Genomic DNA, 13,038 nt, shown 5'->3' with positions numbered 1-13,038 from the left:
TTTGATGTTGATAATTCTATTTCTCTAACATATCTTCTTTTAACTTTTGGTCATCAGCTAAATAGCGATACTCAATTTCTAATGCTTTAAACACCACCAAATGAGATATCAAATAAGCCAATGTGCTTTCTGCTCCCTGATTACGGTTCACACCTAGGTTTTGTAAACCATCGGCACAACCTTTAGTTTCATGATCGTATAGCGGTAGGTTTAAGCTGTTCTCGCCCAAAAACCACTGATAGCTTTGGTACAAATTGTGCATGTATTTTTCATCCTTGGTTACTTCGTAAGCTTTGAAATACACTAAAACCATCGCCATTGTTTCAATTGCTTGTTGGTCGTATTGTGCCATAGGTTTGTTTTTCTCAAGCCAACCATCATTACCCACTGGATTTAAGAACCCGAAACTCAATGTTTTGTCCGTTAGAAATTGAAGCGCTTCTAAAGCAATATTTAACGATTGTTTGTCTCCGCTAATTTCATAATGGCAAAGCAGCGCCAATGGCAATAAAGCGTTGTCGTATGTAAGTATTTGCTCAAACCAATGCCACTCGCCATCTTTATTGTTTTTGTAAGCATTTACCAATGGGATAGCCAATTTGTTTAACTCACTCAAAATATTTTCATCGTATGGGTTGGCTTTAAGGTAATGATTTACCCCAATCATAGTATTTGCAACGCCTCTTAAATGCTCAAGTTTAGAAAAATGAGGAACCGATTTTAGAAACAGTTCTACAGCAAATTCTTTGTAAGAATTGTTCGGGGCAAAATTGATCAGGTAACCTAACGACCAAATCGTTCTTCCAAATGAATCTTCAGAACCAACTTCGTCTAAATAGTTACGGTTAAAGCTCAGAAAATTGCGGAAATTTCCATCTTCCTTTTGCATATACTGAATGTAGCTCAGGTAGATCGGTAACAAATCAAGTGCTTCTTTGCTTTTATACTGCTCAAAAGCCATTAAAGCCATAATTAAAGCTCTCGAATTGTCATCTAAACAGTAACCTTCCTTTAAATTCGGGATACCATATTTTGCATGCTGTACTATTCCAGTATCATCTGTTAAGCGACGAATGTGACCTAGATCGAACGTCGGGATCGCATCTACATCAATAATGTTTCTATTTTCGGAGATAGCCTTCTGTTTTTCCTGTATAGCTTTGTCCAATACCTTGATGTAGTTTTTACCTATAGCTGGCCAACGTAAGGTTAAACCATATTGATACGCATTGTACTTCAGTTCGTTAAGTTTTTCTGGCTGTTCTAATAATTCGTTAACCATGCCAGCCAACTGCATACTGTCTTTAAAATCGAATAATAAACCACGTTTTTGAGCCAACAACTCTTGCGCATGCCAGTAGGGCGTAGAAATTACCGCCGCACCGGCGCCAACAGCGTAAGATAAAGTTCCGCTTGTAATTTGTGCTTCGTTTAAATAAGGAGTGATGTACACATCGGTAGCAGAAAGATAATGATGCAACTCTTGTTCACCTACAAACTTGTTTACAAACACTAAATGATTTTCTACGTTCAACTTTTTAGCCAAACGTTTTAAGCTGTCGCGATATTCTTCACCAGCGTTTTTTACTACGCCAGGATGAGTATTTCCTAAAACTACGTATTTCACGTCTGGATGACGTTTCACAATTTCTGGAAGTGCCTCAACAACTGTTTCTAAACCTTTTCCTCTACTAATTAAACCGAAGGTAAGTAACACCTTGCTATCTTTGAACGGATAGGCCTTTTTAATTGGGTTATCTTTTGCAGGTTCCAAATCTGGAACACCGTGTTCAATGTATTTGATTTTATCTTTAGGAACTTGGTAAATACTCGTCAAGAAACCAATTGCCTTTTGGCTCATTACCACAATGCTTTCAGAGCGTTTAGCAATTTGTTGGATAATGGTTTGTTGAATGTAAGTTGGCTGTTTAAGTACTGTGTGTAAAATGGTCACCATCGGCTTGTTAATCCTCGCCATCAATGTAAGCAAGTACAAACCGCTTTCACCACCATAAATACCAAATTCATGTTCAATAATGCAAGCATCTACTTGGCTGGTATTGATATAATCAGCTGCTCTTAAATAATCTTTTTGGTTGCTTTGTCTAATAATGTACTTCACATCACTAGGATATTTGTAGGTATCCAGACTTTCAGAATCACTTAAAGCAATTACAAAACTGTCTTTAGAAATGGTTTTGTGTTGATTAATTGCATTCGATAGGTTTGCATTAAAAGTGGCAATTCCGCATTCATTTGGTAGAGAGGTGCTGATATAAGCTATTTTCATCGATTTAATTTTCTTAAAGGGGTACGGCATTAATTTTAAAATAGAAGCGGATGGTTGTTTGTGAAAAATTATTTAAGTCCATCCTTTATTTTTCTAATGGCATTTAAATGGGCATTTACCACTGGAACTGTTTTAGCAGCAAACGCTTTAAAATCCGGATCGGTGCCTTTTCTAGCTTGGTGTTCCATAAAAGCCAATACTTTTACATGATTTTCTTCCATCATTTTGGTGTATGTTTTGTCGAAATCTTCACCCGACTTCCTACTAAGATCTTCTCTACGTTTTTGGTGCTCTGCGCTCATAGCAGCAGGTAAAGTCACGTTTTTGCTTTTTGCCAACAACATAAGTTCGTCGTTTGCAATGCCATGATCTTTTAGCATTATATTGGCGTATGCCTTAATTTCTGGGTTGGTTGTCTTACTGATGGCCAAGTTTGCAAAGTTGATTTCTGCTAAACTCGCATCAGCGGCATTGGTAGCAAACTCTGCTTCGTTTTCTCTAACAGTGATGATATCTTCAGTACTTGTAGCGGTATCTTTCGATGAGTTTATACTATCAGCTAGTTCCTTCGAATCTTTAGATTGCGAACTACAGGCAATCATAAACGTGAAGGCAACACTGTAGATAAAAAATAGTAGATTTTTCATGTCGATATCAATTTGTACCTACTAAATACAAATGATGGGCATATTGTTTGGTGTAGGTAGAAAACCCGTATTTTGCAAAATAGCGTAAGTACTAATACTCGATTGCTAATTTGTTTAAACAAAATATTGACAAACAGCTTTTTACTGTGGTTGGTTGAATTTGAAAATCATGGTAAAATATTCGAAAAAAGCTAGCGAAAAAGTTGGCGAAGCAATGCACGAAATGAAAGAAGGTAAGCTAAAGACTGGCAGTGGCAAAAAAGTAACCTCAAAAAAGCAGGCAATAGCAATTGGTTTATCGGAAGCTAAGGAAGCTGGAGCGAAAGTGCCAAAGAAGAAATCGTAAGAACTTTGATGGCGTTTGAAAAGTGAAAGATTTGGGTGATTAAACTAATCTTTGTTTTCTTCAGCAGCAGTAGGTTTTTTATCCGGATGTATAAATTCTTCTACCTGTGCTTTCAACTCATTCAATTTAGTTTCTGTCGCTTTAGACTTCGCCCTTAATGCTCTAGATTTTTCCAACAAGCTGTCCATGGCTTGTTTATTTTTTTCTGTTTTATCCATGTCATTTGTGTTTACCCAAATATAAGCTTTACATCTATTTTATCACTATTTAATTGATAAACGGGTATTGAGATGACAAAGTACTTGTCGATTAGGTATAAATCATAAAACATTTGTTAAATAATAGAGATCAAATGCCTTCTTCCGTAATCGCAAATTTTAAATATAACGAAGATAAAAAAGCACTGATAGTTGTGTTTTTGTCTGGCGATACCTATGTGTACGAAAATGTACCGGAGAAAATCTATAAAGAATTTAAGGTTGCAATTTCTAAAGGAAATTACCTTAACAGAAAAATCAAAAAGTTATTTAAGGTGAGAAAAGTTTCTTAGCGTGATAAAATACGTTTTGATAAAAATCTAAATACCCGATTTCGAGATAATGAGAACATTTTGTGGACTAATGGTATTAATAAAAGTGATCAACTTAAATTAATAATATGAAACGAGTAATTTTTATATGTGCAGTAGCAATTTGCTTTAGTGCTGTTGGCTGTAGTTCGGAAAATAAGCAAGATCAAATGGCCGACACCAGCATGGCTGCTGATACTGGAATGATGATGGATGCCGATACCATGAACATGGGCGATACTTCTAACGGAGGTATGTCTAGAGGTGCTTCAGGCACTAGTTCAGGGGTTATTGGTACTGGTTCACCAAACTCTGGATCTGTGGATACGGTGAATAGAAGCACTACAGTAAACCGAGATAGCGTAAGACAGTAAATTGAAACTATAAAACTTTGAACTATGGAAATTCAATTCGAACAGAACAAAAACTTCAATCAGTCGCATAGAGAAGATCCTTCTGTAGAGGATATTCGCGACGGGGAAAAAGCACAGCCACAAGGTAGGGAAGGAGATCCAAATATCAGAATTGTAAATAGAGAGGCTTTGGAAAGCGATAGGCCAGAGTTAGATCGCAGGCCAGCTGATGTTGCAACTGGCAATGCCAGCGAAATAGGCGATGAAAATTCTTCAGCAGTTGCAGGTGTGAGAAGTGATCAACAAGATGCAGCAAGTGGAGATAGTAAGCCAACTGGCGAAGAACCGGATTACGATACAGAATTAGAAAACAAAGAAGAAAATAGGAAGGAAAAAAATGATAGCGAATAAAACGGTGATTGAAGATTTAAAAGGATTGGTGAACATTGTTAATGATGGCAAAGAAGGTTATCTATCCGCTAGTGATACCACAGATAGTATCGAACTGAGAGATCTATTTCTTCGCTTATCCTCACAACGTGTTGCTTATGCAAACGAATTAAAAAGCCATATAACATTACACGGCGGCGAAAGCGAAAATGAGGAAGGTGGTATTTTAGGAGCCTTACACAGAACTTGGATCGACATTAAACAATCCTTAAGCAGCAAGGAAGACGAAGCTATATTGGCTGCTATAGAAACAGGGGAGCAAGCAGCTATTGAAAAATATGATGAAGTAATTGCGGACGAGGAAAATCATGCTGATCATTTAGAATTGTTGCAAAAGCAGCGCACAGGCATATTAGAAGCTTTGAAAGAGGTAGAAACGTATCGCTTGCGTTTAGAAAGATAATTAATAGGAAATAATGGAATACAGAAACGAAGAAGTGCACGATGAGCAAGGCTCGTCTCAGCAACAAAACCAAGGCGATGCTAAGGGTAAAGCGGAAGAAAAAAATGATGGTGGGGCAATAAGTGGTATTCCAAAATCGGAAATTGAGGGTAGTGATGCAGACCAAGACAAAGGCGGAGAACCCAGCATCGAAGAGGAAACTCAGCAAACGGTTAAACGCAACCATTGGAATTCCATCACTTTTGATTATGATGATTTCTTGGGCGGTCTTACTCCAGCCTAACTTACAGCGGGAATTGGATATGAATGGTCGTTTGTTTTGGTACTGATGAAATTGTCATTTTGCCATTAAGTAACTTTACTTTCGATTCGATCGTCTTTAATCCAATTCCCTTATCTCTTTTCTCTGAGGTGTCGAAGCCCTTACCATTATCTTTCACAGTAACTGTTGCTTGGCCATCTTCAACTGTGATATTTATTGATGCATGCAGCGCTTCAGAGTGTTTCATAATATTCAGCGCCAATTCTTGAATGATCCTATAAATAGCAAGTTGTAAATATTTATCTAATGGGGCATCAAGTCCCGAAAATGTACATTTGAATCGTGTTTTGCCTTTCAACTGAGCGCAGATATCGTTAACACCAGCTTTCAATCCGAAATCTTCTAAAATAGACGGCATTAACTCATGAGAAATTCTTCTACTTTCTTTAATGCACATGCCTAACAACTCTTTCGAGCGGTCAAGCACCCTCAAATTTTCCTCATAAGCATCTTCATCTTCTAATTTCAAACGCTCTAGGTTCGCTTTTACACCATACAGTACTTGCCCTAAACCATTATGCAACATTTCGGCAATACGTTGTCTTTCTTCTTCTTGTGCATTTAACGAAGCCTTCAGTATTTCCTTTTGCTGTTTTTTTTCTAGCTCTTTTAATTCATTTTGTCGTAAAACGTCTTGCGCTTTATTTCTTTCGGTAACATCATTAAATAATACACCAAGAACGTTTTCTCCCAATTCTGGTATTGGGAAAGCTTCAACTTCAAACCAGCCTTCTATTAAAATAGCAGGTAATTCAAAATGGGCAGATTTTTGTTCCTTTACAATTCTGCCATAAATATCAAACCAGTGCTGTTCTGCTTGTGGCCAAAGCTGTTTTATGGTTTTGCCACCATAATCGCTTAGCCCAGTTAAGCGCTCAAACGCTGGGTTTGCTTCTAGTAGCCAATAGTCTACAGGCTTGTTATCATCGTTCCAAATCAACTCAATAATACAAAAGCCTTGGCTAATGGCGTTAAACAACAATTTATACTTGTTTCTCAACTCGGCATTAAAAGCATCTTGGCTGTTTTTTAAGCTGGTAATATCCCTACTTATTTCTATTACGCTTTCCACTTTTCCACCAACTGTAAGCTCTGGAGACAGCTTGATGTCGTAGAAAACTTCATGGTCAGTAGTGGTAAAAGGAATTACAACAGTCTGCGAATGTCCCTCGTTGATAACTGTTTTCGCTTTATTAATTAACATATCGAAATCTGTGTTCGGCCAAATTTCTTGGTGCGTTTTGCCTAGCGCATCTGCGAGTGATATGCCAGCTTTTGCTTCAAAAGCTGCATTACCATAACTCAATTTTAAATCGCTGGTCCATTTGGTAATTACGTCAGGAGTGTTTTCTACGAGGGTTTTGTAGAGATTTTCGTTGTGTTTATCTCGTTCAATACAGCTAAAAGTTACAATCACACCTTCTAACAGTGGAGTTACCGTAAGTTTAATCCAACTTTTGCTAAAAACCGAAATATATTCGAAAGTAGTCTCCTTTTGATGAACTATAGCTTCGTTTACTTCCTTATAGTAATTGGTTTTTACTGATTCTGGAAACATTTTCCACACATTATTGCCTAACATTTCTTCTCTAGTCATGTTAAAGAAACGTAGTGCCTTGTTGTTTACGTAGCTAAAATTTGCATTCCCATCTAGCATATAGCAGGCCAGCGGAATTGTATTTAAGATTAATGTAGTGTCTAATGGGTTCGACATTTTGCTTGGTATTATCATAACTAAACACTAAGCATAGAAATAAGTTCTAGCATTTTAAGATTTATAAGCGTTTTAAAAAATTTTAAAACAAAACTAATGCACTTTGTATTTAAGGAATAAGTAGTAATAATTAACTGCAAATGAACCTGGAAAGCTCACATATAGATGAGAAAGAAATTCTAATCAGAATTATTATCGCCGCAGTTTTAGGCGGAATAGTAGGTATTGAAAGAGAGCAAAAGGAATGGGTTGCCGGCTTACGTACACATATTATCGTTACCGTTGGTGCAGCATTAGCTATGATTGTTTCTATTCATGGTTATGAAGATGTATTAGGCAAAAGAGGTTTCGATATTGATCCATCTCGAGTAGCTGCGCAGGTGGTAAGTGGGGTTGGATTTTTGGGAGCAGGTACAATTATTTTCCTCAAAAAAGAGGTAATCAAGGGATTAACCACGGCAGCATCTATTTGGAGTATGGCAGTAATTGGACTTGCCGTTGGTGGTGGTATGTATTGGGCTGCGGTTATAGCTACCTTACTAATACTTTTTGTTTTGGGCGGAATTAAATGGATTGAAAAGCGCTTTTTCATGAAAGGCAGTTGCACTGTAGTGGAGCTTAAAATGCCACAAGGTGCACTAGCCAGAATTACTGAAATGGAGCAGCTGTTCACAAAATACCATATTCCATTTAACGAAATCAGTTTTTCGGTAGATCAGAACGACAAAACCAACGACTTTGTGCTAAGCTTTGATAGAAAACAACAGCAAGAAAAAGTACTAAAAGCACTAGAAGAGATGCAACAAAATGACGAAATACTAAAGATACAGTTCAGGACTTAGGGGGTATTTGTACGGAATTAATTCCGAAGAATACTTGTTTTTGCGCTGCAAAGAAGATTATTGCCCTTAACGTTGTTTAGACACCAATTTGATATTTATTGTTTACATAATTTCGACCCTTTGGAAAATTCAGATACATCAAAATATAGAACAAGGATGATAAAAATCTTATTAGCTGAAGATCATAATATCGTTAGAAACGGCATTAAAATGCTTTTAGAATCTGATGAAAGTATTAAGGTTCTTGGAGAAGCAGTTAATGGTATAGAAGTAATGAAGCTGTTGGCTTCAGAAGAAGTGGATATGGTTCTAGCGGATATCAACATGCCAGAAATGGATGGTATTCAATTGTTAAAGGAAGTTAAGTCTAAATATCCAAAAGTTAAGGTGGTAATGCTTTCTATGCACGATCATGAAAAGTACGTAATGGAAGCTTTCAAGAATAATGCAGAAGGCTACTTACTGAAAAATATTGGTGCAGAAGAACTGATTTTTGCTGTGAAATTTGTAAGTCAGGGCAGAAAATATCTCTGCGCAGAACTTACCATGTCTTTTATGGACAAGCTGTTGCAAAGCAAACAATATTTAATGGCAATGCCAGATAATGAAATTGATTTTTCATTACGTGAGCTAGAAATTCTACAACTCATTGCCGAAGGATTAACGAATCTTGAGATGTCAGAAAAATTGTTTCTAAGTAAGCGAACAATTGAAGGACACAGACAGAGTTTATTGGATAAAACCAAGTGTAAAAACTCGGCAGCATTGATACGTTATGGCGTAATGCACGGGCTGATACAATAGTGCTCTTTTTGATAAAACTATTCGCTTTAACAGCTGTTTTTAAAAAGTAAAAATCTTTAAAAACAGAAGTATGAGATCAATTTGGAAAGGTGCTATAGGTTTTGGATTGGTAAATATTCCCGTGAAACTGTTCTCCGCAGTTCAAAATAGCAACTTAGATTTAGATATGCTCGATGGTAAAGATCTATCGAAAATCAAATTTCATCGTGTAAGTGAAAGCAGCGGCAAAGAAGTGCCATACGAACGAATTGTTAAAGGTTTTTTGCTGAAAGATAATTATGTGGTATTAGAAGATGACGACTTCGCCAGCGCTATGCCGGAAAAAACTAAGTTGATAGAACTAGAAAACTTCGTTGATATTTCAGAAATCAATCCAATTTATTACGAGACGTCTTACTACACCCAGCCAGAACCGCAGGGTAAAAAAGCTTATGCTTTATTGTTAAAAGCCTTGCAGAAATCTAAAAAAGCGGGAGTTGCACGTTTTGTCTTGCGTAGCAACGAGAATTTATGTGTAATCCATCCATTAGGTAATGTATTGGTAATTACCAAGATTAGGTTTGATGAAGAAATTAGAAACAGTAAAGAAATTGAAGCAGATCTACAAACAGTTAAACCTAAAGAGCTGGAAGTGGGGATGGCATTAATTAAGCAGTACAGTTCAGATTTTGATATCTCCGCTTTTAAAGATGAATACAGCAAAGAGCTAATGAAAATCATTCGGGCCAAGGCAAAAGGCAAGAAAACTGTAGTGAAGAAAATGCGTCCAGAGAAACGGGTGAGCGATGACTTGTACGAGCAATTGATGGAAAGTTTAAGTAAAAAGCAAGCTTAGTGGTTAATGGATATCGCCAGAAGATTTAAAGAAAATCCGTTGCTTAAACCGCAAGATTTAGCGCCAAGTGCCGCTAACTTGCAAGTAATTTGCTTACTTAATCCTGCTGTGTTTTCTTGGGATGGAAAAACTTGCCTTTTGGTAAGAGTAGCAGAAAATGTTGCGCCACAAGATGGAAAAATATTTGTTCCAATGCGTTCCACTTCAGATTTAATAGAGATTTTAGAATTGAAGCTCGACGATCCAGACTTAATTGCCGATGATCCTAGGGTAATCAATTACAAAGGTTTAGATTACTTAACCACCATTTCTTACCTGCGTTTATTTAGTAGCGATGATGGTATTAATTTTAACCCTGAACCTTTGGAATTGCATGGAAAGGGTTATGCAGAGCGATTTGGAATAGAAGATTGTCGCGTTAGCAAAATTGATGGAAAATTTTATCTTACCTACACTGCTGTTTCAGATAACGGCGTTGCTGTAGGTTTACGAACTACAACTGATTGGGATAGCTTCGAAAATCACGGGCTAATTTTTCCTCCACATAACAAGGATGTAGCGATTTTTGAGGAGAAGGTAAACGACAAATTTTATGCTTTGCACAGACCATCTAGCAAGAATATTGGCGGTAATTTTATCTGGCTAGCCGAGTCACACGATGGCTTACATTGGGGAAATCATAAATGTATTGTGAAAACTAGAACAGGTTACTGGGATAGTGAAAGGGTTGGGGCAGGTGCAGCTCCCATAAAAACCGAGCAGGGTTGGTTAGAGATTTACCATGGTGCCAATAAGGAAAATCGCTATTGCCTAGGAGCGGTGCTGTTAGATTTAGAAAACCCGTTAAAAGTTATTGCCCGTACAGAAAAGCCAATTATGGAACCGACAGAAAGCTATGAGTTAAAAGGCTTTTTCGGTTCGGTAGTTTTTACCAATGGACATGTAATTGATGGAGATGAGCTAACTATTTATTATGGCGCAGCCGATGAATTCATTTGCGGTGCAAGGTTTTCAATTAAGGAAATTCTTGAAAAGCTGAATTACGTTATTTAACGTTCATAGATTTTTAATTCATCTATTTTTCACTTTTCTTCCTTTGATTAGCCTCTGCCTGTTTCACCTCGTCTTTTTCAGCTAGAGGTTTATCAGTTTGCAACTTTGTTTTTTTAGTTTTATCCACTTCAGTGTTTTTGTTTTTATCTGTTTTCATTGTTTTATTCTTTACAGAAACAACAATTAACCTAAATATTTGTTAACTGCTTTTTAATAAGGCGTATTAATACCTTATGGCCTTGCGTTAAATGCTTTGTGCTATAAAATCGTAAAACGTTCCCTTGTGTACGGGATAAAATCGAAAATCTTTTGTACCTTTGGTTTTTAATGAATTTCCTCTATCCGGGCTTCCTTTTTGCACTTTTAGCGGTATTAATCCCGATAATAATCCATTTATTCAATTTCCGGAAGTTCAAGAAAGTCTATTTCAGTAATGTAGCATTTCTTAAGGAAGTAAAGGAGCAAAACTCATCCAGAGAAAAACTTAAAAACTTATTGATTTTAGTCGCTCGTATTTTGGCTATCATTTTTTTGGTATTGGCATTTGCCCGCCCATTCATCAACAGTAACGCCGAAACTAGTAAGACAAACGGCAATATTGTGAGTATTTACCTCGATAATTCTTATAGCATGGATGCGGTAAATAAGGAGGGAAGTTTACTAGATGAAGCTAAACGCAGAGCAAAGGAAATTGTAAAAACCTATCAGCTCAACGATCGTTTCCAACTTTTGACCAACGATTTTGAAGGCAAGCACCAAAGACTGCTAAATTCGGAAGAGTTTGTACAAGCGGTAGATGAAGTAAAGATATCGGCAGCAAATAGAAATTTACAACAGGTGGTTAATAGGCAGCAAGGCGTTTTTACTGGCGTAGCCAATCGTTATGCTTACGTAGTCTCCGATTTTCAAAAGAACTTTGCTGGTACAGAAACTATTAAAAAAGAACAAAACACGCAGCTTGCCTTAGTGAAGTTAAGTGCCAACGAGTTGCCTAATATTTCGGTAGATAGTGTTTGGTTTCTTTCTCCGGTACACCAGCCAAATGCTTCAGAAAAAATCATTGTTCGGCTGAAAAACTTTGGCAATGAAGAAGCGAAAAATGTTCCGCTAAAGTTAACGATTAACAATCAACAGAAAGCTGTTGGAAGTATTAACGTAGCTGCGGGAGCAACCGCAGTCGATACACTTTCTTACAGTGGCTTAGGTTTGGGCTGGCAAAAAGGAGTGTTGAGCATTAAAGATTTTCCTTTAACGTTCGATGATGAATTGAATTTCAGCTTTCAAGTGAGTGCTAATCAACAAGTGTTGAGCATTAATGGTAACAAAGCCGCTAAGTTTATTGAAGCGCTTTTCAATGCAGATCCTTATTTCCAATTGACATCGGTTTCTGAAAATAACATCAATTATGCTGCTTTTTCAAATTACAGTTTAATTGTGCTGAACGGAATTGTACAACCTTCCAGTGGTTTGGCACAGGAACTAAAAAACTACGTGAATAACGGTGGTTCGGTGGTCATTCTGCCTTCTACAACTACAGATCCTGCTAGCTATACCTCGTTTTTAACCACTTTGAATTTGCCTGCGGTTGCCAATTTAGTGACCGAACCAACCAAGGTTTCACAAATAGAATTGAACCATCCTTTGTTTAAAGATGTATTCGAATCCTTGCCTAGAAATATGGATTTGCCATTGGTTAATCGGTATTTTACTTATGCTGATAACAGTAGGACTGCCAAAGAACCTTTGCTACAATTACCAGCTGGAAAAACTTATTTAGCTCGCTACCCAATGGGTTCAGGACAAATTTTCTTAGCAGCTACAGGTTTAGAAGAGGCGGATGGAAATCTTTCAAAACACCCACTTTTTGTGCCGCTTATGTATAAAATAGCTTTTGAAAGTGCTAAAGATCAGCCATTATTTTATACTATTTCTAAAGATAATTTGATCACTTTGCCGTCGGTGAAGCTTGGAGCAAATCAATCTTTGAAGTTAATGAGCGATGGTTTTGAAGTAATCCCAGATATCAGCCATCAAAATGGTAAAACATTACTATATGTCGCAGATCAGATACAGAAAGCTGGATTTTATAACGTAAGAAAAGCAGACTCTACTTTAGCTGTGGTTGCTTTTAACGATAACAGAGCAGAATCGAATATGACATATGATAGTCAAAGTGATTTAGAAGAGCGTTTTGGTGCTCAGAAAGTTCACTTTATCGATGCTAAAAAGGAGAACATTTCATCGGCTATTTCCGAAAAAAATAATGGAACTGAGTTATGGAAACTTTGCCTAATTTTGAGCTTAGTTTTTATAGCCGCCGAGATATTGTTAGTTAGATTTTATCAGGTTAGAAATAAACACATAGTAACATAGGTTAACTAATTGTAAAATAGAACTATGTGTCTATGTAG

General features: G+C 37.0%; 16 protein-coding genes. 11 read left to right on the top strand and 5 right to left on the bottom strand.

The genetic code is table 11. The features are described 5' to 3' along the window. Nucleotides 1–16 precede the first annotated feature (16 nt). Both AC23ME_RS12725 and AC23ME_RS12720 read right to left on the bottom strand, forming a co-directional pair. On the bottom strand, nt 17–2,320 hold the full coding sequence (locus AC23ME_RS12725; protein ID WP_487728144.1) for a glycosyltransferase family 4 protein: 2,304 nt from the start codon (nt 2,318–2,320) through the stop codon (nt 17–19). Between the two features lie 38 nt (nt 2,321–2,358). Next, a complete protein-coding gene (locus AC23ME_RS12720; RefSeq protein WP_487728143.1) occupies nt 2,359–2,937 on the bottom strand; it encodes a DUF4142 domain-containing protein in 579 nt (192 codons plus the stop codon). A gap of 169 nt (nt 2,938–3,106) precedes the next feature. Here AC23ME_RS12720 and AC23ME_RS12715 point away from each other — a divergent pair, with 169 nt between their 5' ends. After that, nucleotides 3,107–3,283 (top strand): DUF6496 domain-containing protein, encoded by a 177-nt coding sequence (locus tag AC23ME_RS12715; RefSeq protein ID WP_487728142.1) that lies wholly within the window; start codon nt 3,107–3,109, stop codon nt 3,281–3,283. A 44-nt stretch (nt 3,284–3,327) separates the two neighbouring features. Here AC23ME_RS12715 and AC23ME_RS12710 read toward each other — a convergent pair whose 3' ends face one another. Next, nucleotides 3,328–3,501, bottom strand: a complete 174-nt coding sequence (locus AC23ME_RS12710; protein ID WP_487728141.1) for a hypothetical protein — start codon at nt 3,499–3,501, stop codon at nt 3,328–3,330. A gap of 134 nt (nt 3,502–3,635) precedes the next feature. On the opposite strand from AC23ME_RS12710, the gene AC23ME_RS12705 reads away from it, so the two are divergent. From AC23ME_RS12705 to AC23ME_RS12685, 5 genes are all read left to right on the top strand, one after another. Further along, complete coding sequence (locus AC23ME_RS12705) at nt 3,636–3,833, top strand: KTSC domain-containing protein (RefSeq protein ID WP_487728140.1); 198 nt, start codon at nt 3,636–3,638, stop codon at nt 3,831–3,833. Nucleotides 3,834–3,940: 107 nt separating this feature from the next. Continuing rightward, the gene (locus AC23ME_RS12700; RefSeq protein ID WP_487728139.1) at nt 3,941–4,225 is read left to right on the top strand and encodes a hypothetical protein; all 285 of its coding nucleotides are present in this window, start codon (nt 3,941–3,943) and stop codon (nt 4,223–4,225) included. A gap of 24 nt (nt 4,226–4,249) precedes the next feature. Further along, nucleotides 4,250–4,615 (top strand): hypothetical protein, encoded by a 366-nt coding sequence (locus AC23ME_RS12695; RefSeq protein WP_487728138.1) that lies wholly within the window; start codon nt 4,250–4,252, stop codon nt 4,613–4,615. Then, a complete protein-coding gene (locus tag AC23ME_RS12690; RefSeq protein WP_487728137.1) occupies nt 4,602–5,057 on the top strand; it encodes a PA2169 family four-helix-bundle protein in 456 nt (151 codons plus the stop codon). Before AC23ME_RS12695 ends, AC23ME_RS12690 begins: the two co-directional genes overlap by 14 nt. A gap of 13 nt (nt 5,058–5,070) precedes the next feature. Further along, entirely contained in the window at nt 5,071–5,340 is a 270-nt protein-coding gene (locus AC23ME_RS12685) for a hypothetical protein (protein WP_487728136.1), read from the top strand. A gap of 1 nt (nt 5,341) precedes the next feature. On the opposite strand, the gene AC23ME_RS12680 is transcribed toward AC23ME_RS12685, so the two are convergent. Further along, complete coding sequence (locus tag AC23ME_RS12680) at nt 5,342–7,093, bottom strand: PAS domain-containing sensor histidine kinase (protein ID WP_487728135.1); 1,752 nt, start codon at nt 7,091–7,093, stop codon at nt 5,342–5,344. 140 nt (nt 7,094–7,233) lie between these two features. Between AC23ME_RS12680 and AC23ME_RS12675 the strand changes: the two genes are divergently transcribed. The 4 genes from AC23ME_RS12675 (at nt 7,234) to AC23ME_RS12660 (ending at nt 10,627) form a co-directional block, all read left to right on the top strand. Further along, a complete protein-coding gene (locus tag AC23ME_RS12675) occupies nt 7,234–7,935 on the top strand; it encodes an MgtC/SapB family protein (RefSeq protein WP_487728134.1) in 702 nt (233 codons plus the stop codon). Nucleotides 7,936–8,091: 156 nt separating this feature from the next. Further along, on the top strand, nt 8,092–8,739 hold the full coding sequence (locus tag AC23ME_RS12670) for a response regulator (RefSeq protein WP_487728133.1): 648 nt from the start codon (nt 8,092–8,094) through the stop codon (nt 8,737–8,739). Between the two features lie 70 nt (nt 8,740–8,809). Continuing rightward, on the top strand, nt 8,810–9,574 hold the full coding sequence (gene ku, locus AC23ME_RS12665) for a non-homologous end joining protein Ku (protein ID WP_487728132.1): 765 nt from the start codon (nt 8,810–8,812) through the stop codon (nt 9,572–9,574). A gap of 6 nt (nt 9,575–9,580) precedes the next feature. Next, a complete protein-coding gene (locus AC23ME_RS12660) occupies nt 9,581–10,627 on the top strand; it encodes a glycoside hydrolase family 130 protein (RefSeq protein WP_487728131.1) in 1,047 nt (348 codons plus the stop codon). A gap of 22 nt (nt 10,628–10,649) precedes the next feature. Here AC23ME_RS12660 and AC23ME_RS12655 read toward each other — a convergent pair whose 3' ends face one another. After that, on the bottom strand, nt 10,650–10,784 hold the full coding sequence (locus tag AC23ME_RS12655; protein WP_487728130.1) for a hypothetical protein: 135 nt from the start codon (nt 10,782–10,784) through the stop codon (nt 10,650–10,652). A gap of 170 nt (nt 10,785–10,954) precedes the next feature. On the opposite strand from AC23ME_RS12655, the gene AC23ME_RS12650 reads away from it, so the two are divergent. Further along, nucleotides 10,955–13,000: a BatA domain-containing protein gene (locus AC23ME_RS12650; RefSeq protein ID WP_487728129.1), complete on the top strand. Its 2,046-nt coding sequence runs from the start codon at nt 10,955–10,957 to the stop codon at nt 12,998–13,000. Nucleotides 13,001–13,038: the final 38 nt, after the last annotated feature.

This window comes from Pedobacter sp. T50_32, from assembly GCF_057652195.1.
The sequence above is the reverse complement of the archived record's forward strand: the minus strand, read 5'-3'. Positions and strand labels throughout refer to the sequence as shown.